The organism is Stenotrophomonas maltophilia group sp. Smal12 (genome assembly GCF_037079935.1).
Classification (GTDB): domain Bacteria; phylum Pseudomonadota; class Gammaproteobacteria; order Xanthomonadales; family Xanthomonadaceae; genus Stenotrophomonas; species Stenotrophomonas sepilia.
On the sequence record NZ_JBAWUK010000027.1, the window covers coordinates 20,404 to 43,009 of the forward strand.

The 22,606-nt window shown below is 66.6% G+C and carries 19 protein-coding genes; 16 read left to right on the plus strand and 3 right to left on the minus strand.

The genetic code is table 11. The annotated features are described in order from the left end of the window. Positions 1–91: 91 nt before the first annotated feature. From ligA to WDC87_RS12960, 10 genes are all read left to right on the plus strand, one after another. Positions 92–2,557, plus strand: coding sequence for an NAD-dependent DNA ligase LigA (gene ligA, locus WDC87_RS12915; RefSeq protein WP_111201554.1), 2,466 nt, complete (start codon positions 92–94; stop codon positions 2,555–2,557). A gap of 49 nt (positions 2,558–2,606) precedes the next feature. Next, complete coding sequence (locus WDC87_RS12920) at positions 2,607–3,092, plus strand: GNAT family N-acetyltransferase (RefSeq protein ID WP_151355339.1); 486 nt, start codon at positions 2,607–2,609, stop codon at positions 3,090–3,092. Beyond that, the gene (gene epmA / locus WDC87_RS12925) at positions 3,089–4,045 is read left to right on the plus strand and encodes an EF-P lysine aminoacylase EpmA (protein ID WP_151355340.1); all 957 of its coding nucleotides are present in this window, start codon (positions 3,089–3,091) and stop codon (positions 4,043–4,045) included. Before WDC87_RS12920 ends, epmA begins: the two co-directional genes overlap by 4 nt. Positions 4,046–4,183: 138 nt before the next feature. Then, a complete protein-coding gene (locus tag WDC87_RS12930) occupies positions 4,184–4,912 on the plus strand; it encodes a DUF3011 domain-containing protein (RefSeq protein ID WP_072168143.1) in 729 nt (242 codons plus the stop codon). Positions 4,913–4,959: 47 nt separating this feature from the next. Then, complete coding sequence (mtnA, locus tag WDC87_RS12935) at positions 4,960–6,024, plus strand: S-methyl-5-thioribose-1-phosphate isomerase (RefSeq protein WP_111201551.1); 1,065 nt, start codon at positions 4,960–4,962, stop codon at positions 6,022–6,024. 215 nt (positions 6,025–6,239) lie between these two features. After that, complete coding sequence (gene gyrA, locus WDC87_RS12940) at positions 6,240–8,954, plus strand: DNA gyrase subunit A (protein WP_252744957.1); 2,715 nt, start codon at positions 6,240–6,242, stop codon at positions 8,952–8,954. A gap of 130 nt (positions 8,955–9,084) precedes the next feature. Beyond that, a complete protein-coding gene (locus WDC87_RS12945) occupies positions 9,085–11,613 on the plus strand; it encodes a membrane-bound PQQ-dependent dehydrogenase, glucose/quinate/shikimate family (RefSeq protein ID WP_252744958.1) in 2,529 nt (842 codons plus the stop codon). Positions 11,614–11,653: 40 nt separating this feature from the next. After that, positions 11,654–11,974, plus strand: coding sequence for a lysozyme inhibitor LprI family protein (locus WDC87_RS12950; RefSeq protein WP_252744959.1), 321 nt, complete (start codon positions 11,654–11,656; stop codon positions 11,972–11,974). A gap of 52 nt (positions 11,975–12,026) precedes the next feature. Next, a complete protein-coding gene (locus tag WDC87_RS12955; protein ID WP_252744960.1) occupies positions 12,027–12,527 on the plus strand; it encodes a hypothetical protein in 501 nt (166 codons plus the stop codon). 47 nt (positions 12,528–12,574) lie between these two features. Continuing rightward, positions 12,575–12,859 carry a hypothetical protein gene (locus WDC87_RS12960; RefSeq protein ID WP_072168137.1) on the plus strand — a complete coding sequence of 95 codons (285 nt, stop codon included), beginning with the start codon at positions 12,575–12,577 and terminating at the stop codon, positions 12,857–12,859. A gap of 294 nt (positions 12,860–13,153) precedes the next feature. On the opposite strand, the gene WDC87_RS12965 is transcribed toward WDC87_RS12960, so the two are convergent. Together WDC87_RS12965 and WDC87_RS12970 are read right to left on the minus strand one after the other, a co-directional pair. Beyond that, on the minus strand, positions 13,154–13,561 hold the full coding sequence (locus WDC87_RS12965) for a DUF3037 domain-containing protein (protein WP_061480045.1): 408 nt from the start codon (positions 13,559–13,561) through the stop codon (positions 13,154–13,156). Further along, the gene (locus WDC87_RS12970) at positions 13,539–14,315 is read right to left on the minus strand and encodes a HipA family kinase (protein WP_072168136.1); all 777 of its coding nucleotides are present in this window, start codon (positions 14,313–14,315) and stop codon (positions 13,539–13,541) included. Before WDC87_RS12970 ends, WDC87_RS12965 begins: the two co-directional genes overlap by 23 nt. Positions 14,316–14,554: 239 nt before the next feature. Between WDC87_RS12970 and WDC87_RS12975 the strand changes: the two genes are divergently transcribed. The 5 genes from WDC87_RS12975 (at position 14,555) to WDC87_RS12995 (ending at position 20,488) form a co-directional block, all read left to right on the plus strand. Continuing rightward, positions 14,555–14,884, plus strand: coding sequence for a hypothetical protein (locus WDC87_RS12975; RefSeq protein WP_088497063.1), 330 nt, complete (start codon positions 14,555–14,557; stop codon positions 14,882–14,884). A 168-nt stretch (positions 14,885–15,052) separates the two neighbouring features. Next, the gene (locus tag WDC87_RS12980; protein ID WP_252744961.1) at positions 15,053–17,515 is read left to right on the plus strand and encodes a prolyl oligopeptidase family serine peptidase; all 2,463 of its coding nucleotides are present in this window, start codon (positions 15,053–15,055) and stop codon (positions 17,513–17,515) included. 180 nt (positions 17,516–17,695) lie between these two features. Continuing rightward, positions 17,696–19,513, plus strand: a complete 1,818-nt coding sequence (locus WDC87_RS12985; RefSeq protein WP_252744976.1) for a M3 family metallopeptidase — start codon at positions 17,696–17,698, stop codon at positions 19,511–19,513. A gap of 317 nt (positions 19,514–19,830) precedes the next feature. After that, entirely contained in the window at positions 19,831–20,097 is a 267-nt protein-coding gene (locus tag WDC87_RS12990) for a hypothetical protein (RefSeq protein WP_188240829.1), read from the plus strand. A 70-nt stretch (positions 20,098–20,167) separates the two neighbouring features. Next, complete coding sequence (locus tag WDC87_RS12995) at positions 20,168–20,488, plus strand: hypothetical protein (protein WP_072168131.1); 321 nt, start codon at positions 20,168–20,170, stop codon at positions 20,486–20,488. Positions 20,489–20,501: 13 nt separating this feature from the next. Here the strand turns inward: WDC87_RS12995 and WDC87_RS13000 are convergent, their stop codons facing one another. Further along, entirely contained in the window at positions 20,502–21,485 is a 984-nt protein-coding gene (locus tag WDC87_RS13000) for a hypothetical protein (protein WP_252744962.1), read from the minus strand. Between the two features lie 138 nt (positions 21,486–21,623). Between WDC87_RS13000 and WDC87_RS13005 the strand changes: the two genes are divergently transcribed. Continuing rightward, a complete protein-coding gene (locus WDC87_RS13005; protein WP_252744963.1) occupies positions 21,624–22,589 on the plus strand; it encodes a DUF2268 domain-containing putative Zn-dependent protease in 966 nt (321 codons plus the stop codon). Positions 22,590–22,606: the final 17 nt, after the last annotated feature.

The window sequence follows — 22,606 nt, forward strand, 5'->3', positions numbered from 1 at the left end:
CATGGCTCGGCGCTGCGAAGGGGGGGGCATTACAGGGCCTGACGGCCGGGCGCGGTAGAATCCCCGGCCATCCCAGAACCACCGGATTCCGATGAGCTCCAGCCCCGCCGAACGCGCCGAAGATCTCCGCCGGCAGATCGCCCAGGCCAACCGCGCCTACCATGAGCTGGACGCCCCGGAGATCCCCGACATCGACTACGACCGGATGGTGCGCGAGCTGGAAGCACTGGAGCGCGAACATCCGGAACTGGCCCGGGCCGACAGCCCGACCCAGCAGGTCGGCGCGCGTCCCTCCGGCCGTTTCCCCGAAGTCCGCCATGCGGTGCCGATGTTGTCGCTGTCCAACGCCTTCAGCGATGAGGAAGTGGCGGATTTCGTGCGCCGCATTGACGAACGCCTGGGCCGCCGCAGCCTGCAGTTCTCGGCCGAGCCGAAGATGGACGGCCTGGCGATCAGCCTGCGCTACGAGGATGGTCATTTCGTGCTCGGCGCGACCCGCGGCGATGGCAGCACCGGCGAGGACGTGACCGCCAACCTGCGCGAGATCGGCGATGTTCCCAAGCGGCTGCACGGCAAGGACTGGCCGGACGTGCTCGAGGTGCGCGGCGAGGTCTACATGGCGCGTGCCGATTTCGAGGCCTACAACGAACGTGCGCGCCTGCACGGCGGCAAGGTGCTGGCCAACCCACGCAATGCGGCGGCTGGATCGCTGCGCCAGCTCGACCCGAAGATCAGTGCGCAGCGCAGGTTGAGCTTCTTCGCCTACGGTACCGGTGAAGTGCAGGGCGGCGAGCTGCCCGATACCCATTCGGGCACGCTGGCGCAGCTCGGCGCCTGGGGTTTCCCGGTCAGCGCGCTGTGCAAGGTGGTGGAAGGCACCGACGGCCTGCTCGGCTACTACCGCGATATCGGCGAGCGCCGCGACAGCCTGCCGTTCGATATCGATGGCGTGGTCTACAAGCTCGATGACCGTGCCGGCCAGCAGGCGATGGGCTTCGTCTCGCGCGCGCCACGCTGGGCCATCGCGCACAAGTTCCCGGCGCAGGAACAGAGCACTACCGTGGAGGCGATCGAGATCCAGATCGGCCGTACCGGTGCGGCCACGCCGGTCGCGCGCCTGGCGCCGGTGGCCGTGGCCGGCGTGATCGTGTCCAACGCCACCCTGCACAACGCCGACCAGATCGCACGCCTCGACGTGCGCGTCGGCGACAGCGTGATCGTGCGCCGCGCCGGCGACGTGATCCCGGAAGTGGTCAGCGTCATCCTCGATCGCCGCCCGCAGGGCACCACGCCCTGGCAGATGCCGACGCGCTGCCCGGTGTGCGGCTCGGAGATCGTGCGCGAGGAAGGGGCGGCCGCATGGCGCTGCTCGGGCGAGCTGTCCTGCCCGGCGCAGCGCAAGGAAGCCATCGCCCATTTCGCCTCTCGCCGCGCGATGGACATCGACGGCCTGGGCGACAAATACATTGAAACCCTGGTCGACGCGGGCATCGTCAAGAGCGTGGCCGACCTGTACCGGCTCAGTCGTGACCAGCTGCTGCACCTGAAGCTGGTGCTGGACGCTGAAGATCCCTCGGCGCTGGCCGCCGCACTGAAGCTGCACCTGCCGGCCGAAGGCAGTGGCGCGGTGCTCAATGCGGTGCTCAGGCTGGACGGCAACGATCCGGGCTGGCGCGCGCAGGCGCTGGCGCAGCCGGCCCGCTTCGAATGGAACACGAAGAAGATCGCGACCAAGTGGGCCGACAACCTGATCGCGGCCATCGACGCCAGTCGTGCCGCCACGCTGGAACGGCTGCTGTTCGCGCTGGGCATCGAGCACGTGGGCGAGAGCACGGCCAAGGCGCTGGCGCAGTGGTTCGGTGACCTGGAACTGATCCGCCACCTGCCGTGGCCATTGTTCAAGCGCGTGCCGGACATTGGTGGCGAAGTGGCGCGCTCGCTCGGCCACTTCTTCGAACAGCAGGGCAACCAGCAGGCCATCGATGACCTGCTGCAGGTCGGCCAGGTCCGCATCAGCGATGTGCACGCGCCCAGCGCGAGGCTGCGCGAGGGGCTGGACCTGGCGCAGCTGTTGGTCGAATCAGAGATTCCCGGCATCACCCGCCTGCGCGCGGAAAAACTGGTGGCCGTGTTGCCCGGTGCCCAGGCGGTGCTCGACGCCGAGCATGGGCAGTTCGTCAACGCCGGGTTGCCCGACGACACCGCGCGTGGCCTGGCCCAGTGGCTGGACAGCGAGGGCCATGGCGCGATGCTGCTGGCAGCCGAGAAGGCGATGCAGCAGATCCTGGCCAAGGCACCGGCGTTGGCCGAGATCGTGGCCGGCCCGCTGGATGGGCAGACCGTGGTGCTGACCGGCACCCTGGCCCAGCTCACCCGCGATGCCGCCAAGGAGCGCCTGGAAGCCCTCGGTGCAAAGGTCTCCGGCAGCGTCTCGAAGAAGACCAGCTTCGTGGTCGCCGGTACCGAGGCCGGCTCCAAGTTGGATAAGGCGCAATCGCTGGGCGTGCCGGTATGGGACGAAGACCGCCTGCTGGCTTATCTGGCCGAACACGAATGATGACCCCGCCGGGTGCATGGCGCCCGGCATGAAACACAAAGGAACACCGATGCAGACCGCCCCGCTGGATTTCCGCCTGGCCACCCGTGCCGACGAGGAGCTGTTGATCGCGCTGATGCGCGAGTTCTACGCCGAAGACAGGATCGACTTCGATGACGCGCGCGTGCGTCGCGGCGTGGACGCGCTGCTGGCCGATCCGCGCAATGGCGAAGTGCTGTTGTGGATGGACGAGGCGGGCGAGGTGGTCGGCTACGCGGTGATCGCGATGGGCTTCAGCCTGGAGCAGGGCGGCCACTTCATGCTGCTGGACGAACTGTACCTGAGCCATCGCGCGCGCGGTCGTGGCCGCGGCAAGCAGGCGCTGGCCATCTGCGAACAGCGCGCTCGTGCTCGTGGCGTCAGCCGCCTTCGCCTGGAAGTGAACCACCACAACGAACTGGCCCGACGCCTGTACCTGGCCAGCGGCTACATCGACGATACGCGCGATCTGCTGACCCTGCCGCTCGACCATCCGCGCCCGGAGGGCATCCTGTGAGCGAAGCCCTGCTGCGCGCGCTGCAGCAGCGCGCTGCGCTCAACGCGCTGGTGCGCCGCTTCTTTGCAGAGCGCGATGTGCTCGAGGTGGAGACGCCGATCCTGTCGGTCGCGGGCAACACCGAGCCGAACATCGACAGCTTCCATACCGACTTCACCGGCCATGTCGATGCCGGCGGACGCCGCCGCTGGCTGCGCACCTCGCCGGAGTATCCGCTCAAGCGCCTGCTGGCGGCCGGTGTGGGCGACTGCTACGAACTGGGCCGGGTATTCCGCAACGGTGAGGCCGGCGGCCGCCACAACCCGGAATTCACCATGCTGGAATGGTATCGGGTCGGTTGGGACCACCATCGGCTGGTACAGGAGGCCGCCGAGCTGATCGGCCAGGCGCTGGCCCTGGTGGGACGCCGTGCGACCCTGCGCGTGCTGAGTTACCGCGAGCTGTTCCAGCAGCACCTTGGCGTGGATCCGTTCGAGGCGGATGAGTCCACGCTGCGTGCCGCGTTGGGCGAGGTGCACATTGACCCGGTCGGATTGACCCGTGATGACTGGCTCGACCTGTTGATGACCCATCGTATCCAGCCGCATTTCGATGACGCGGTCATGACCGTGGTGCATGACTGGCCAGCCAGCCAGGCCGCGCTGGCACGCATCCGCGCCGGCACGCCGCCGCTGGCCGAGCGTTTCGAGCTGTACCTGGGTGCAGTGGAGCTGGCCAACGGCTATCACGAACTGAACGACGCCGACGAGCAGCGCGCCCGCTTCCAGCGCGACCAGCAGCGCCGCCACGAACGTGGGCAGGTGCAGCCGCCACTGGATGAGGCGCTGCTGGCGGCGTTGCCAGCGTTGCCGGCCTGTGCCGGCGTTGCGCTGGGGATCGACCGCCTGCTGATGGCGATGAACCGCACACCCCGCATTGCAGATGTGTTGGCCTACGACTTCGCCCACGCGTGACCATCACGCGTTGCTGAACATCCCAGGCTGAACGAAACGCGGGTTCTGCGCGCTTGCGTCGGCAAGCGGGATGATGCTTTTATCACGGCCAATGCCGGACACTGGCATGCAGTTCATCCATTCCTGCTGGGGAAGGCTTTGGTCAAGTGGTTTGCGGTTGTCGCTGCACCGGTGTACTCCATCGCGCTCTGGGGTGCCTGGCTGCCGTCGCCGGCGTCGGCCCAGCAGGTGGGCTACGACGATGAAGTGGTGACCTGCGAGTCCCACGACATGGGCTGGGTGCACTGCGACATCGATGTGGCCAACGGCGTCGATCTGGTGCGCCAGCTGTCGAGCAACAGCTGCATCCGCGGTAGCGAGTGGGGCACCGACCGCAGCGGCGTGTGGGTCACCCTTGGCTGCCGCGCCGAGTTCCGTGCGCGCCGTGCGCAGGGTGCGGCACCTGCGGCAACGGAAGGCAAGCGCCTGGTGCGCCGCGTGGTGCGCTGCGAATCCAATGGCCGTCCGCAGAGCTGCCCGGTGCGCCTGGATGGCGCCCCCGTGCGCCTGCTGCGCCAGCTGTCGGTGCTGCCATGCCGCGAGGGGCAGGGCTGGGGCTACAAGCGCAATGAGATCTGGACCAGCCGTGGTTGCCAGGGCGATTTCGAGGTGGCCGACGAGGATGGCCGCTTCGTCGATGTGCCGCGTCGCCTGACCTGCGAATCGAAGTCGAAGAAGCGGCGTTTCTGCGGCGCCAGCATCTCCGTTGGCGCGGTCGTTTCCGAGCAGCTGTCGAGCACGCCCTGCGAGGAAGGCAGTACCTGGGGCTGGAGCCGCAACGGCATCTGGGTGGACGGCGGCTGCCGCGCCGAATTCTCGGTGAATTGAGCCCGGGCGGGCTCCAACGCTGCCGGGCGTGGCCCTACAATGGGCCCATGAACACTGCCTCCGACATCGACTACGCCCGTTATGACCACATCCGCCCGATCCTGTGGACCGGCGATGCCCTGCAACTGCTGGACCAGCGCAAGCTGCCGTTCGTGGTCGAGCATGTGGTCTGCCACGACAGCGACGAGGTTGCCAGCGCCATCCATGCGTTGACCGTGCGTGGCGCGCCGGCGATCGGCATTGCCGCCGCCTGGGGCGTGGTGCTGGCCGCGCGCGAGGTGCAGGCCGCAGACGGTGCGCACGCGCTGCAGCAGCTGGAACCGGCACTGCAGCGCCTGAACGCATCGCGCCCCACTGCGGTCAATCTGGCCTGGGCGCTGGCACGCATGCGCCGTTGCCTGCACGCCGCCGGCGCCGACTGGAAGGCACTGCTGGAGGCCGAAGCGCAGGCCATCGCCGAGGAAGACCTGGCCGCCAACCGCCACATGGGCGCGCTGGGCGCTGGCTTGATCGAGGCCGGCAGCGGTGTGCTGACCCACTGCAATACCGGCTCGCTGGCCACCGCCGGCTTCGGTACCGCGCTGGGCGTCATTCGCGCCGGCATGGCCCAGCACCGCATCGCGCGCGTGTTCGCCGGCGAGACCCGGCCGTGGCTGCAGGGCGCACGCCTGACGGTGTGGGAGCTGCAGCAGGACGGTATCGATGCCACCCTGATCGCCGACTCGGCGGCCTCGCACCTGATGAAGACCGGTGCCGTGCAGTGGGTGATCGTGGGCGCAGACCGCATCTGCGCCAATGGTGATACCGCCAACAAGATCGGCACCTACCAACTGGCCATTGCCGCGCGCCACCATGGCGTGAAGTTCATGGTGGTGGCGCCGTCCTCGACCGTGGACATGGAGACCGTGGACGGCAGCCAGATCGAGATCGAGCAGCGCGACCCGGGTGAGCTGTATGGCGTGGGCGGCACCCGCACCGTGGCCGAAGGCATTGCCGCCTGGAACCCGGTGTTCGACGTCACCCCGGGCGAGCTGATCGACGCCATCGTGACCGAGCGCGGGGTGATCCTGAACCCGACCGCCGAGAACATGCGCGCCGCCTTCGGCGGCTGAGGCGCAGGGGAGGGGCGGCGCGACCGCCGCCCCCGGTAGTGCCGGCCGCTGGCCGGCAACCCTAAGTTCCTGATTTGTGCCGGTAAAATCCCCGTAAAGGCAGGCGGAAAACAGCCCGTTGTGGTAGTATCCACAGGTTGAATCGAGGTTCCGGCGCGACCCCCTCCCGCAGAGGGCTGCGCCGGACTGGACCGCTACCAGACAACGGAACCCGAATGGCAGAAACCGCCAAGGAAATCATCCAGGTCAACCTGGAAGACGAGATGCGCAAGAGCTACCTCGATTACGCCATGAGCGTGATCGTGGGCCGCGCGCTGCCGGATGCGCGCGACGGCCTCAAGCCGGTGCATCGTCGCGTGCTGTACGCGATGAATGAACTCAACGCGCACAGCAACAAGCCCTACTTCAAGTCGGCGCGTATCGTCGGTGACGTCATCGGCAAGTACCACCCGCATGGCGATCAGTCGGTGTACGACACGCTGGTGCGCCTGGCACAGCCGTTCTCGCTGCGCTACATGCTGGTCGACGGCCAGGGTAACTTTGGTTCGATCGACGGCGACTCCGCCGCGGCGATGCGATACACCGAGGCGCGCATGTCGCGCCTGGCGCATGAGCTGATGGCCGATATCGACAAGGAAACCGTCGATTTCCAGCCCAACTACGACGAAAAGGAACTGGAGCCGACGGTCATGCCGACCCGGTTCCCGAACCTGCTGGTCAACGGCTCGGCCGGTATCGCGGTGGGCATGGCGACCAACATCCCGCCGCACAACCTGAGCGAATCGATCAACGCCTGCATTGCGCTGATCGACAACCCGGAGATCGACGTCGACGGCCTGATGGAGTACATCCCGGGCCCGGATTTCCCGACTGCCGGCATCATCAACGGCACCGCCGGCATCGTCGCCGGCTACCGCACCGGCCGTGGCCGCGTGCGTATCCGTGCCAAGGCCGACATCGAAGTGGCCGATAACGGCCGCGAGTCGATCATCGTCACTGAAATTCCTTACCAGGTGAACAAGGCGCGTCTGATCGAGAAGATCGCCGAGCTGGTCAAGGAAAAGAAGATCGAAGGCATCAGCGAACTGCGCGATGAGTCCGACAAGGACGGCATGCGCATCTACATCGAGATCAAGCGCGGCGAATCTGCCGAGGTTGTGCTGAACAACCTGTACCAGCAGACGCAGATGGAATCGGTGTTCGGCATCAACATGGTGGCGCTGGTCGACGGCCGCCCGCAGTTGATGAATCTGAAGCAGATGCTGGAGGCGTTCGTCCGCCACCGTCGCGAAGTGGTCACCCGCCGCACCGTGTTCGAGCTGCGCAAGGCGCGCGCCCGTGCCCACGTGCTGGAAGGCCTGACCGTCGCGCTGGCCAACATCGACGAGATGATCGAACTGATCAAGACCTCGCCGAACCCGAACGAAGCACGCGAGCGCATGCTGGCGCGCGTGTGGGAGCCGGGCCTGGTCGGTGCGATGCTGGGTGCCGCCGGTGCCGAAGCCTCGCGCCCGGAAGACCTGCCCAAGGGCGTGGGCCTGATCGAGGGCGGCTACCAGCTGACCGAGATCCAGGCCACCCAGATCCTGGAAATGCGCCTGCACCGCCTGACCGGGCTGGAGCAGGACCGCCTGACTGACGAGTACAAGCAGCTGCTGGAAGTGATCGCCGGGCTGATCCACATCCTGGAAGATCCCGACCGCCTGCTGCAGGTGATCCGCGAGGAGCTGGTCAACGTCAAGGCTGAGTTCGGTGACGAACGTCGCACCGAAATCCGCCACAGCGAAGAAGACCTGGACATCCTCGACCTGATCGCACCGGAAGACGTGGTGGTCACCGTGTCGCATGCCGGCTACGTGAAGCGCCAGCCGGTCAGCGTGTACCGCGCGCAGCGCCGCGGCGGCCGTGGTCGCAGTGCGGCGGCGACCAAGGAAGAGGATTTCATCGAACAGCTGTGGCTGGTCAACACGCACGATACGCTGCTGACGTTCACCAGTTCGGGCAAGGTGTTCTGGTTGCCGGTCTACCAGCTGCCGGAAGCGGGCTCCAACGCCCGCGGCCGCCCGATCATCAACTGGATTCCGCTGGAACCCGGCGAACGCGTGCAGGCCGTGCTGCCGGTGCGCGAGTACGCCGATGGCCAGTTCGTGTTCTTCGCCACGAAGAACGGTACGGTCAAGAAGACCCCGCTGGGCGAGTTCGCCTTCCGCCTGGCCCGCGGCAAGATCGCGATCAACCTCGATGAGGGCGATGCCCTGGTCGGCGTCGGCCTGACCGACGGCCAGCGCGACATCCTGCTGTTCGCCTCCAATGGCAAGACCGTGCGCTTCGGCGAGGACAAAGTCCGCTCGATGGGCCGTACCGCCACCGGCGTGCGTGGCATCAGGATGCCGGCCGGCGAGGAAGTGGTCAGCCTGATCGTGGCCGAAAGTGCCGGTGGCATCGAGGACGAGAACGAGGACGACAACGGTGTCGAGGAAGCCACCGCCAATGGCGATGCGGTGATCGATAGTGCCGACGATGCCAGCGTGCAGTACATCCTCACCGCCACTGAGAACGGCTACGGCAAGCGCACCCCGCTGCCCGACTACCCGCGCAAGGGCCGTGGCACGCAGGGCGTGATCGGCATCCAGACCACCGAGCGCAACGGCAAGCTGGTCGCCGCAGTGCTGATGGGCTCCCGCGACGAAGTCCTGCTGATCTCCGACGGCGGTACGCTGGTGCGTACGCGTGGCTCGGAAATCAGCCGCGTCGGCCGCAACACCCAGGGCGTGACCCTGATCCGCCTGTCCAAGGACGAGAAGCTGCAGGCGGTGGAGCGCATGGATGCCTCGATCGACGAGGACGAGGACGAGGTGGCTGCCGCCGCCCCGGCCACGACCGACGGCGCACCGGCTGCGGCCAGCAGCGAGGACGCCGCGCAGGAGTGATCCTGCCGCGAGCCTGGGTACCCGACGACGCCGGCCCTGTGCCGGCGTCGTCGTATCCGGATGCCACGCATACGCGCGCGCTTCACACAGGCGGTGGGATAACGGCGCATGCTGCCCCCGGAGATCGACGATGTCCGCCACGCCGCAGTCCGTTCCTGCTCCCGTCCGCGCCTCACGGCACCCTCTCGTTACCGTGCTGTCGCTACTGCTGGTCGTACTCGGCCTGGTCATCGGCGGGCTCGGCGCGTGGCTGCTCAGCCTGGGCGGGTCGGCGTACTACGCCATCGCCGGGGCCGGCCTTCTGGCCAGTGGCCTGTTGTTGTTCGGCAATCGCCGCAGCGGCGCGCTGCTGTACGCGCTGGTGTTCGTCGGCACGCTGCTGTGGACCTGGTGGGAATCGGGAAGCGACTACTGGCGCTGGGTGCCGCGGCTGGGCCTGGTGACCACGCTCGGCATCGTGCTGGCGCTGCTCGCGCCGACCCTTCGCGAACCGGTTTCAAAGCGCCTGTCGCGCAGCGTGGCGGGCGTCCTGATGCTGGTGTTCGTCGCTGCCTTCGGGTTGGCGTTCGCACCGCATGGTGAAGTGGACGGGCACCAGCCGTTCCCGGAAGGCGCGGCCAGCGCCGGACTGGAACCCACGCGGGATACCACCGGCCTGCAACCGGCCGACCAGCCTGCCGAGGGAGACTGGCCGGCGTGGGGGCGCAGCAATGCAGGCACCCGCTATTCGCCACTGCAGCAGATCACCCCGGCCAACGTGGCCACGCTGCAGCCCGCCTGGCAGTTCCGCACCGGCGATATGCCGAAGAAGCGCTGGGGTGCGGAAACCACGCCGCTGAAGATCGGCGACCGCCTGTACCTGTGCACTGCCCGTAACCGCCTGACCGCGCTCGACGCCGCCAGTGGCAAGGAAGTGTGGCGCTTCGATCCGAAGGTGAAGGACGCCTCGATCCCGTACACCGCCGCCTGCCGTGGTGTGAGCTACTACGAGCAACCGGCAACGCCGATCCTGGCCGATGCCACCCTGGCCGATGCCGCGGCCGATCTGGCGTTGCCCGAACCGCCGCCCAGCGTGAGCCGCAGCGCTGCACCGGGCAGTCGTCCGGCGTGCTGGGCGCGCATCATCGAAGGCACGCTGGACGGGCGCATCATTGCAGTGGATGCAGATAGCGGCCGTCCCTGCGCGAATTTCGGCAACAACGGCCAGGTCGACATCACCCTCGGGATGGGTGAGGTGCCACCCGGCTACGTGTCGATCACCTCGCCCCCGGCCATCGTGCGCGGCGTGATCGTCACCGGCCACCAGGTGCTGGATGGTCAGCGCCGCGACGCGCCATCGGGCGTGATCCAGGCGTACGACGCGATCACCGGCAAGCTGCGCTGGGCGTGGGACATGGACCAGCCCGAGCGCAGCGGCCTGCCGCCGCATGGGCAGACCTACACGCGCGGCACGCCGAACATGTGGACCACCGCGACCGGTGATGAGGCGCTGGGGCTGGTCTATCTGCCGCTGGGCAATTCTGCGGGCGACTACTGGAGTGGCTCGCGTACGGAAAACCAGAACCGCTATGCGACGTCGCTGGTGGCGATCGATGTGGCCACTGGCAAGCCGGCCTGGCATTTCCAGGCCGTGCGCAAGGATGTGTGGGACTACGACCTCGGTTCGCAGGCCAGCCTGATCGACTACCCGACGGCGGCAGGCAAGGTGCCGGCGATCCTGCTGCCGACCAAGCAGGGTGACATCTACATTCTCGACCGCCGCAACGGCCAGCTGCTGACCGCTGCCGAAGAGCGCAAGGTGCCGGTCGGCGGTGTCGAACCGGAACAGCGTTCACCCACCCAGCTGTTCTCGCTGTACCACACGCTGCGCCGCGAGCATGATCTGACCGAGCGCGACATGTGGGGCATCACCCCGATCGACCAGCTGATCTGCCGCATCCAGTTCCGCAAGGCCTATTACGAAGGCTTCTACACGCCGCCGAGCAGTGATCGCCGTTCCATCGAATACCCCGGCTACAACGGCGGTTCGGATTGGGGCAGTGTGTCCATCGACACGCGCCGCGGCGTGATCGTGGCCAACTACAACGACATGCCCAACTACAACCGGCTGGTGCCACGTGCCGAAGCCGACCGCCTGGGCTGGCTGCCGCGCGAAAAGATCCGTGCCGACAGGGGCGGTGGCGAGGGCGCCGGCGATCCGCAGGTGGGAACGCCGTATGGCATCCAGGTCAACGCTGGCTGGCGGCTGCCGTTCACGGGTCTGCTGTGCAAGCAGCCTCCCTACGGCGGCATCCGCGCCATCGACCTGCGCACCGGCAAGCTGTTGTGGGATCGTCCGTTTGGCAGTGCGCGCGGCAATGGGCCGTTCGGCATCCGTTCCGGCCTGCCGATCGAGATCGGCACGCCGAACAACGGCGGTTCGGTGGTGACCGCCAGCGGGCTGATCTTCATCGCCGCCGCCACCGATGACCTGCTGCGCGCCATCGACCTGAAGACCGGCAAGGAGCTTTGGCATGCCAAGCTGCCCGCGGGCGGGCAGGCTACGCCGATGGTGTATGAACAGGACGGACGCCAGTTCGTGGTGATCATGGCCGGCGGCCACCATTTCATGGAAACCCCGAACGGCGATTACGTGATGGCGTTCGCGCTGCCGAAATAGCGGTTGCCGGCCTGAACATGGGCGACGGGGGCCGTGACCGATGTCGCTGCCCAGTGGTGCCGAACTGATTGCCGGCGATGCACGCTTTCTGAGCCCTGCGTATGCGCCCTGCATGGCGGCCGCGGGCACCGCACTGGAGGCCCGTCGTCGTTGTGTCGACGCTGAATTCAAGGTGCGCGACGATGCGCTCAACGCCGCCTACAGTGCGGCGCGCTCCACGCTGACCGCCAGTGATCAGCAGGTGCTGCGCGATCTGCAGCGGCAATGGCTGCGCCAGCGCGACAGTCGTTGCCCGGAAGGCGGCACGGCCGTTGCCCAGCTGGATTCACAGCAGTGCCGCACGCACATGTGCCGCGCCTGACAAGCAGGGCAGGATCGTCCTGCGGCCCGGCGAGGGCAGGATCACGCCTGCATTGCAGGTGGTCTTCCAGGTGGCCGACTGCGGCGGCGCCGACAACGTGACGACCTGCCGGGTGAGGAGCATGGGCGTGACCCGTGGCGGGCGCAACGTGGCGGTCACGGACGTGCAGCCGCGCCTGACCCGCGCTGGCGCCGATGCCCAGGGTGCGGTGGCCGTGCTGCTGACCGTTTCGGATTTCAATGGCGATGGCGTGCCGGACCTGCAGGTGTGGCAGGACAACAACGGTGTCTACAACGTTCCGGTGCATGCGTTCTACCTGTTCGACGCCAAGGTCAACCGCTATGTGCGTGCCAAGGCATTGGAAGCGGCCATCGGCGGGCGCGACATCGACCGTATCGACAATGGGCGGTTCGTGCTGCGCGCGAAGGTCAGCCCGTGCGCGCGCGAGGACAAGGTCATCCAGCTGCGCGGAACCGGGCCGCGCACGCTGCTGCAGCGCCGCTATGACACCTGCAGGGACGAGGCCCCTACCGAATCGGACCTGCTGAAGTAGGTCTTTCCCCGACGAACGGATGCGTTCCGGAACTGGAGAGCTGAAGGATGAGCGAAGGCTATGGAAAAGGTGGGGTGGGCTTCGGCCTGACCCGGGACCAGTCGGTCGAGATGATCGTGCGTACCTGCATCGACAACGGCATTACCGTCCATCGGCAGATTGCCTATGTGCTGGCCACAGCGCAGCACGAATCGCGTGATTTCTCCGCGCCCGAGGAAGCGGTGCGGTACCAGATCGGCATGGGCGTGGAATCGCTGCCGCAGGAGCGGAGCGAATGGCATCGCATCGAGGCGTTCGCCGTCACGGTCGAGGTGTTGCGGCAGCGTCCCTAGCGTGGATGCAGCTGGGGGGACGACCGTCATGGACCTGGCCAATCTGCGGCAGGTGAAGCGGTTCCAGATCGTGGGCGCTGAAACGCCGGACAAGATGAAGCTCGCCCAGGCCTGCAAAGCGGAGCGCTGGTCTCACCTGCATTGCTGCAGCGGGCCACCACGGCGCAGAACCACGAGGGCTGGTATGGCTTGGTTTCGTGGTGCAGGGCGAGGGTAGGGAGCACCGGTACGGCCACGAAGACGGTGCGCCTGCTTCCCGCGAACGGCAGTCGACCAGCGGTCGACTCTACCCAATCAATGTTGCTCGGTTGGTGCCGGTACCCGCACCATCTTCGTCATCAAGTGTTCCACCACACCCGCCGGGTCCGCAGTGCGGCCGACATGCGTGCTCGACATCTGCACAACCGAGCTGCGCTTGGCGGTGAGGAAATGAAAGCGGGCGCGCGCGGGCAGCTGTGCGATCGGTCCGGCGCTGGCGTCGCCACGGCAGATGGCCACGATCGCATCCAACCACGGTTGCAACGCATCCTGATCAAGCGCTGGAGCGAACGCGTGCAGGCGTGCCGGATCGATCTCGATGGCCGCTTCCAGATGGCGCGCGCCGGGGCAGGAGACGATCACTCCGACGTTGATGAACTCCTCGCGTTCCACCCGCGGTACCACGCGGATGACCGCATAGTCATACGTGTGCAGCGTGGGCACGGACGGCCTCCTGCACGAACACCGCACGCACTTTCAGGCGGTGCTTGAGATAGTCGATGTAGCCTTGGCGATAGGCCTGCGGACTGTCGAATGCCGGCTCGTTGACCAGCCAGCTGTCCGGCACCAGGCCGACGATGCGCTCGATCTCGGCATCGCTCAGGCGCGCGGCCAGTTCGGTATCCACCTCGGCGATGCGGCTGGCGAACGACAGCAGCACATGGTCGCGGATCAGCACGAACGGCTTTTCGCAGGCATCGCCGGCATTGGCCCAGTCGTGGTGGAAGTACATCGCCGCGCCGTGGTCGATCAGGTACAGCTTGCGGTGCCACACCATCAGGTTGGGGTTGCGGGTGGTGCGATCGACATTGCTGGTGAACGCATCGAACCAGACGATGCGGGAGGCAAGGTCGGCGTCCACCGGCATCGCCGCCGGATCGTAATTGATCGCACCCGGCAGGTAGTCCAGGCCCAGGTTCAGGCCCTCGCTGGCGCGGATCAGCTCCTGGATCTCCGGGTCGGGCTCGGTTCGGGCGAACTCGCGATCCAGCTCGACGAACAGGATTTCCGGAATCGGCAGGCCCAGCGTGCGTGCCATCTCACCGGCAATCAGCTCGGCGATCAACGCCTTCGGGCCTTGGCCGGCGCCGCGGAACTTCAGCACGGCCATGCCGTCGTCGTCGGTCTCGACCACGGCCGGCAGGGAGCCGCCTTCCCGTAACGGGGTGATGTAGCGGAGGGCATGTACGGTGCGCATGGGCGCATTCTAGCGTGGGTGCAGGTACAACCCTCTGATCGGCGAGGACCGATTTCGGCCTTCACCTGTCCCTTCCGCCTGCGATGGCAGCATCGTGCTCCAGGAACCCTTGGGTTCATGGGCGCACTGGCACTCTCGATGCCGAGGCTTCGGGCTGGGCACCTGCTCGGCTGCCAGCGACGCGCACTGCGAAGCGGAAACCTCATCCACGATGTCCAGCAGGCTACGGAGGTGCACCGATGAGCGATGAATTCACTCCCATGCTGCCGCCCTTGGACGATGCCAAGGCGGAAGAAATGATCGGCAAGGTCGTACTGGTAGGTGTGACCCGCTATGGCGGCGACGGCCAGGTGAAGGGGCTGGAGCAGTACGCCGGCACGGTGTTGCGCATCAGCGCCGACGAGGGCGTGGTGCTGGCCGACGAGAATGATGGCCACGAGCGCTATCTGCCGCCGATGCTGGACCAGTACCTGCCCGCCGAGCCCGGCGAGTACCGCATGCGGAACAGTGGCATGATCGTGGTCGACCCCGATTACCTGACTGCCTGGGACCTGCACGCCCAGCAGTGACGACAGACCACACCTGGCAGATGCCGGTCCATTGCCGGCCTCTCCGGGCGTGTCCCACTTTGCCCCATCCGGCCACTAGCCCTTCCGGCCCATTCACGACAACCCCTGCGGTGCTAGATTCGGGACCTTGCCCGATTCCGGGTACCCATTCACACCCAGGGGATAAGGATGCTCATCCGTCGAACCTCTCTGGCGGCGGCCGTTGCCGTTGCCACCTTCGGCCTGCTGGCCGCTGGCCCGGCGCTTGCAGACTACGCGAAGCCGCCGGAGCACCTGCTCAAGGTGTTGAAGGCACCGCCGCCGCCGGCGCCGAACGTGGCCCCGGGTGGCCAGCGCCTGCTGCTGACCACTGCGCAGACCTACCCGTCGATCAGCCGTGTCGCCCAGCCGTACCTGAAGCTGGCTGGCGTGCGCCTGGAACCGAAGAACCGCAGCCGCCATGACACCCCCGGTGGCTATGGCATCCCGGCCTGCGTGGCCGACTTCACCCTGGTCGACATCGGCAGTGGCCAGCAGACCAAGGTCAACCTGCCGCAGGGCTGTGCCACCGGCGCGCTGTGGTCGGCCGATGGCAGCCACTTTGCGTTCCAGAACGCGGTCGATACCAGCGTGCAGCTGTGGGTGGGCGATGCCGCTACCGGCCAGGTGAAGCAGGTGCCGAACGTTCAGCTGAACCCGATTTTCGGCTACACCGTGCAGTGGCTGGGCGGCAGCCAGAACCTGCTGGTGAAGCTGGTGCCGGCCAACCAGGGCCCAGCACCGTCCAACGGTGGCGTACCGACCGGCCCGGATGCACAGGAGTCGCTGGGCAGCAGTGGCGAGAGCAGCACCTACGAAGCCCGCGATACGCTGACCAGCGTGCATGACGAGAAGCTGTTCGCTTATTACGGCGCCTCGCAGCTGGCCGTGGTCGATACTGCCGCCAACAGCGTGCGTCCGGTCGGGCAGCCGGCGCTGTTCAACGAAGTCAGCGCCGCGCCCGATGGCGTGCACGTGCTGACCGAGTCGATCAAGGCGCCGTACTCGCATGCGGTGACCTACCAGCGCTTCGCCAACGACGTGGCCGTGCTGGATATCGCCAGCGGCAAGTCCACGCCGATCGCCAGCCTGCCGCTGGCCGACCGCGTGCCGGTGCACGGCGTACCGGAAGGCCCGCGTGGTTTCGACTGGCGTGCCACCGATCCGGCCACCCTGGTCTATGCCGAAGCGCTGGACAAGGGCGACTGGAAGGTGAACGTGCCGCATCGCGACCGGGTGCTGATGCTGAAGGCGCCGTTCAACGGCAAGCCGGTCGAGATCACCCGCACCGCACAACGCTTCGAAGGCTTCGCATGGACTGCCGATCCGGCCGTGGCGTTCCAGTTCGAGAACGACGAGAACCGCCACTGGATGCAGACCCGCATCGTCGATGTGGACCAGCCGAAGAAGGAAGGCCGCCTGCTGTGGGACATGTCCAGCGATGAGCTGTACGGCAACCCCGGCAACCTGGTCTTCACCCGCCTGCCGAATGGTGCGCAGGTCGTGCGCCGTGAGGGCAACCATGTTTTCCTCAGCGGCCGTGGTGCCTCGCCGCAGGGCGACCGTCCGTTCCTCGACCGCCTCGACCTCGGCACGCTGAAGAGCGAGCGCCTGTTCCGCAGCAGCGCTGATGCCTACGAGCAGTTCCTTGGTTTCAGCAATACGCCTGGGCGCTACCTGACCTGGCACCAGTCGGTGATCGATCCGCCGAACGCCTTCATCCGTCAGCAGGGTGAGGCGGTGGCCGATGCGAAGACCGGCGAGGCGCAGTTCGCGTCCACCGCGACCGCGCTGACCAAGCTGGTCGACCCGACTCCGGAAGTGCGCCAGATCAAGAAGCAGCTGGTGACCTACAAGCGTGCCGATGGCGTGGACCTGTCGTTCACCCTGTACACGCCGCCGGGCTACAAGGAAGGCCAGCGCGTGCCGGCGATCCTGTACGCCTACCCGGCCGACTTCGCCAACGCCGCGCAGGCGGGGCAGGTGTCCGGTTCGCAGCAGACCTTCACCCGCCTGCAGCCGTACCGCCTGATGCTGCTGGCCGGCTACGCGATCATCGACAACGCCTCGTTCCCGATCGTGGGTGACCCGAAGAACGCCTACGACACCTACCTGGAACAGCTGGAAGCCGACGCCAAGGCAGCGGTGGACAAGGCGGTGGACATGGGCGTGGTCGATCGCAACCGCATCGGCGTGACCGGCCACAGCCATGGCGGCCTGATGACCGCCAACCTGATCGCCCATACCAACCTGTTCAAGGCTGGCGTGGCGACCAGCGGTTCGTACAACAAGACCTTTACCCCGTTCGGCTTCCAGAACGAGCGTCGCTCGGTGTGGCAGGCGCAGGACGTGTACCTGAAGGCCTCTCCGTTCTTCTATGCCGACAAGATCAAGCTGCCGCTGCTGCTGGTCCACGGCGAGGACGACGCCAACCCGGGCACTGAGCCGTTCCAGTCGCGCAAGCTCTACCAGGCGATCCGAGGCAACGGCGGCATCACGCGGCTGGTGATGCTGCCGAACGAACCGCACTGGTACACCGCGCTGGAATCGAACGAGCAGCTGGTGGCGGAAATGCTGAACTGGTTCGATACCTACGTGAAGAACGCCAAGTAAGGAGACGGGAAGGCCGCCCCAGGGCGGCCTTGCTGTATCGGGATGTGAGTGGGTAGACGGCCTGGATCCGGATGCGGAATCGGGAGTCGGGAAGCCACCTGCCATGCGGCATCCGGGTCCACCCGGGCTGCTAAGCTGGGAGTGGAAACAGACCAGGAGACATCGATGCATCGCAATGGGATGCGCGCCATCACTTTTGTCATCGCGACGCTGTTGGCCGGGATGACACACGGAGTGGAAGCGCAGGCTCTGCGGGCAGATGACCGCAGCTACTTTGGCAGCGCCTCCCAGGAACGTGAGGCGTGGCAGAACCTCGAGCGGAGGACCCATGCCCTCAAGGCACTTCATGCGCCGCCAGACGTGAGGTTCCAGCAGGCCGAACAGCTGTATGGCGAGTGCCTCCGGCACCATGGCTACCTGCATCTTCAGGCAGCGCGCAATGCCGACGATGCCCGGCTGGCCAACACCCAGGGCGAAGTCGCCAGCACATGTGGACGCATCGCGGCGATTGCCAAGCAGGCATTGCGTGATGCGCCCGCGCACGCTGCCTGGATCGCGCCGCATGCCGACCTGCGTGAACGGGCGTTGCGGGAGGATGTGCAGCCGGCCAATGCAGCGCTGGTGGATGCGGTCGACACGTTGGCTGATCCGGCGCTGGACAGCTTCGGCCGTCTGCACCGGCAGCTGCTGCAGTCGGCCCCCTTTGCGCGTTTCGAACATGAAGGCCGCACGCTCGACAGCCGCACCGACGCGCGAGCCCTTTCCCGCCTGCCGGACCGTTCACTGCGCGAAGCGGCATGGCGTGCCTACTGGCAGGGAACGGCGTCGCGGCGCAGCGAAATGGCAACGGTGCTGCTGGGCCTGGTCCGCCTCAACGAGCATGCGTCGGAACTGCAGGGCGATGGAACTGCGCCTGACCGCAGCTACCGGCACATGGGCCTGGATCAGGCCGCCGTCGACGCGACACTGGCGGCGGTAGCGCGCCACGCGCTGCTGCGGCGGAACTACCAGCAGATGCAGTTGACCCATCTTGAGCGCATGGGCCAGGCGTCTCCACAGATCTGGGACATGGACCTGCCTGATGCGGGCTATATTCCTCCGCCGCTTGACCTGGCGCAGTTGCGTGATGCGGCGGCGGCATCAATGCAGGTGCTGGGGCCGGATTACGTGACAGGGCTGCGCGGGCTGCTCGATCCTGCGGGCGGACGCATGGATCTGGGCGGATCGGCAGGGCGGCGCGCGATGGATGCGTTTTCGATCAGCGCCCCCGGTGTGCCTTCGTTGCTGTTCGTTGGCCATCGCCAGGGCGATCTGGAGGGGGATGTCCAGATCGCTCACGAAGCCGGCCATGCCATGCATGGCCAGTGGATGCAGCGCGGCGGCGCGTCATCATTCCAGCGCAACGGCAACAAGTGGTTGACCGAGGCCTTCGCCATCTACAACGAACTGAAGTTCCGCGATCAGCTCTACCGGCAGGCCAGTGATCCACGTGCCAAGGCGTATTACCTGAAGTCGTTGCTCGATGACATCATCCTGCAGCTGTTCGTATCGTCTGAAGAGGCCGATCTGGAACAGTCCATCTATCAGGAGGTGGCCGCCGATGAGGTTGGCAACGCAGACGCGCTTGATACGCTGACGATGAAGGTGCTGGGCAGGTACGGGGGCGCATCGGAGCAGTATCCCGAGCTGCGCAGCACCTGGATATCCAAGCGGCTGATGTATGAGGATCCGCTTTACCTGGCCAATTACCTGTATGCAGGACTGATTGCGGTGCAGCTCTTCGCACAGGACCGGCAGGATCCGGAGGGATTCAGGGAACGCTACCTGGCCGTCCTGGGCGAGGGGTTTGATCGCCCGCCGCAGCGGCAGGTCGAGCAGTTGCTGAATGTGAAGCCCGACTGGTCACGCCTGGTCGAGGAGGATCTGGACGTTTTCCAGCAGTACCTGGCGCAGCTGCAGGGACTGCACGCGGAAATCGAGCGCCAGCGCAGTCGCTGAACAGGCAACGGGGAACGCAGGCCTCGCAGGCGGCGATGCGTCTGCGTTTTGCCCCTGCGATGAACAAGAACCGGCTGGTGGCCGGCATCCTGTTGCTGCAGGTGCTCACCGCGACCGCCTGCATCACTGATATACCTTCCTGCTTGCGCAGCAATTGGAACACTCGCCTACGACACCGGACTGCAGGAGCAGGGGCTCGGCATCATCGAAACCGAGTTTGTCAGCAGCGCAGCTGCCAACGCCGCAGCTGCGGTGAAGGCGGACATGCAGGCGCTGCAGGGTTACGCCGGTCTCTACGAGGTCAGTGAAGCCATCTGATGCTGACCTTCGTCGGCGCGCTCGCTGGCAGTGTGCTGGCATTGGCGTTGAATGTCTGGGTTTCGCGCTACTACGAGGTACCTCGCATCGATCCCGGGTACCTGGTGCTGGGCGTCGGGCTGGTGTTCACCCTGGGGCAGCTGGCTGCCTGGGTACCGGCGCGGCGGGCGGCGCGCGAGGCGCCCGTGGCGGTTCTCAACAGTACCGGATGGATCCGGAGGGTGACCTCGTGTCATTGGCCGTTGCGATTGCGTAACCATATGTGATGCGGGTGCCATGGCGTGCGGACGCTGCGATACGCTGCAGGCCTGTTGCTGTCTGCCACGGGTTTCACCTATGAAGTCCAAACGTGTTGTCGCAGTGTTGGCGCTGGTGATGACGCCGAGCCTGCATGGCCAATCACTCCCCTCCGAACTGGCGCAGCTGGGCATTGTCGCCGGCATGCCTTATGCCAAGGCCAAGCGCCTCATGGATGCGGCAGGGTGGCAGGCGAGTCCGGTCCAGCGCGCGCCTGAGTCACTCGAGGGCTTTCCGGAAGTTGGATGCCAGAAGGGCGCCAAGCAATGCGCCACGACCTTCGAAAAGGAAGGTCAGCAGATCGCGGTGCGGCTGGGCGTTACCCTGGCAGGGCAGCCGTTCGTGCAGGGCGTGGACTGAGCGCTCACTGCGTTCAGGCCAGCGGTAACCGGTCCTGAGCGTGCGACAGCCGATCGTGCAGCTCGCGCACATGCTCGGCCTTGGCATGCACCCGGGAGGTGTCGCCGAAGCTGCGCAGGTAGGTGCACGCGGCAAAGCCGGCACTCTTCTTTTCGTACTCGGCAATCCAGGCCAGTCGATCCGGATTGTTGGCCTGTTCGGCTGACCACGCGGCCACAGGCGGCCGGATGCGGTACTTCAGGCCGACGCGCCATGGCTTCGGTGTCAGTCGCGCACGGAAACAATGCTGCAGCCGGCACGTGCGCGCGTACAGGGTGTCGGTGCCCAGTGCCTTGAAGAATGCCTGGAGCTGCTCGTCCTCCGGTGAGAACGTGGCATGCATCGCCAGCACGCGCAGCCCGGCGGGTGTGCGGTAGGCACGCAGGTGCCAATCGGGATGCTGTTCGCTGAAGGCGTCCACGCGTTTCAGCGCAAGCCCTTCAGCACCGCCGGCGGCGGCCAGGCGCTGCTTCCGCCGCATCAGCAGTGCCGCGTTGACCAGCAGCACTGCCGCCACGCCCAGTACCAGGCCCACCAGCCAGTGCCAGAGCAGGGTGCCGATGATGGCGCCGGCAAGCAGCACGATCGCAGCGACGATGGCCGGTATCACGCATCCGGCCGGTGGCTGCGCATGATCGATGTCGGCAAACAGCACGTCGGGGCTGTTGAGACACAATGCGCCATAGCTGTTGCGGGTGATGATGACATCGCCGTCGCGCTGCACGATCTGCTCGCGGATTGGCACACCCTCCACGCCATAGTTGCTGCGCACTTCGCGACGCGGCAGCACCTGCCCGGCGAGGATGGCATTGAGGGCTTCGTTGGCGCGGCGGTCGGCGTGGGCCTGGGCCTCGGCAGGTCCCTCATCGGACCAGCCGAAGCGGCGCACGACCACCGGCCGGCCACGGAAACGGGCCTGCAGGCGGGCTTCGGCCCAGTACGCGGGAACGATCATCATCGTGCGGTGCTCCATCATCCATGGCAGGTGCCTGAGTGAGTCTGGCACAGCCCCGAAGGGCCTGCATGTGCCCGCTGCGGTGGCCGGGGCGGAGTGATAGATTGCGCGCTTCGCATGCACTCCACCAAGGACGGAGCGATGTCCAGTTTCCTGCGTTGCCTGCTTGCCCTTGCCTGTGCCGGGGCGGTCGGCGTGGCACAGGCGGGTACCCCGCCGGGGCCGCAGATCCTCACCACCGATGCCAGCCGCTTCTACGCGCTCTACGACAGCACCGGCGGCAAGCCCAGCGTCGCCCAGCTGGCCGGTTACCTGGCCGAAGGCAGTCCGGGCCTGGGTGAACTGGCGAAGGCGCGCCGGGTCACGCCCGAACGCATGGCCGAAGCCATTGCCAGCCAGCCCGGGGTGTATGCGCAGGGCCGCAGCTGCCTGGCGGAGCTGCCGGCGGTGAAGCAGCGCCTGGTGCAGGTGTTCGGCAAGCTGCAGGCGATCTATCCGCAGGCCGCGTTTCCTCCGGTGACCCTCGCGGTCGGCCGTGGTCGGCCGGTCGGGTTGACCTCGAAGAGTGGGGTGATCATCGGCCTGGAAGCGCTGTGTGCAGCCGATTTCATGAATCCCAACGTGCAGGACCGCTTCGTGCACGTGATCGCGCACGAGTACGTGCACATCCAGCAGACCGGCCTGAACGATTTCGAGCCCGGCGACCCGCATGCGACGGTGCTGCGTGTTTCGCTGGGCGAAGGTATCGCCGAATTCATCGCCGAATTGATTTCCGGCAACGTCGGCAACAGTCGCCATGCGGCGTGGACGCGCGGCCGCGAGGTCCACATTGAAAGCGCCTTTGCGCTGGATGTGGACAGTACCGATCTGTCGCCGTGGCTGTACAACTACAAGCCCGGTTCGCAGGAGCCCTATGACCTCGGGTACTGGGTGGGCTACCGCATCGCCAAGGCCTATTACCTGCAAGCCAGGGACAAGCGCGATGCGGTGCGTGCGCTGATCCGGCAAGACAACCCGAAGGCGATCCTGGCCGCCAGCGGCTGGACGCCCGGCATGTGGATGCCGGCCAAGGTGACCGGCGTGGCCGCGCGGTCTGCGGCGCGGTAAGCGCGAGGCCGCGCGCT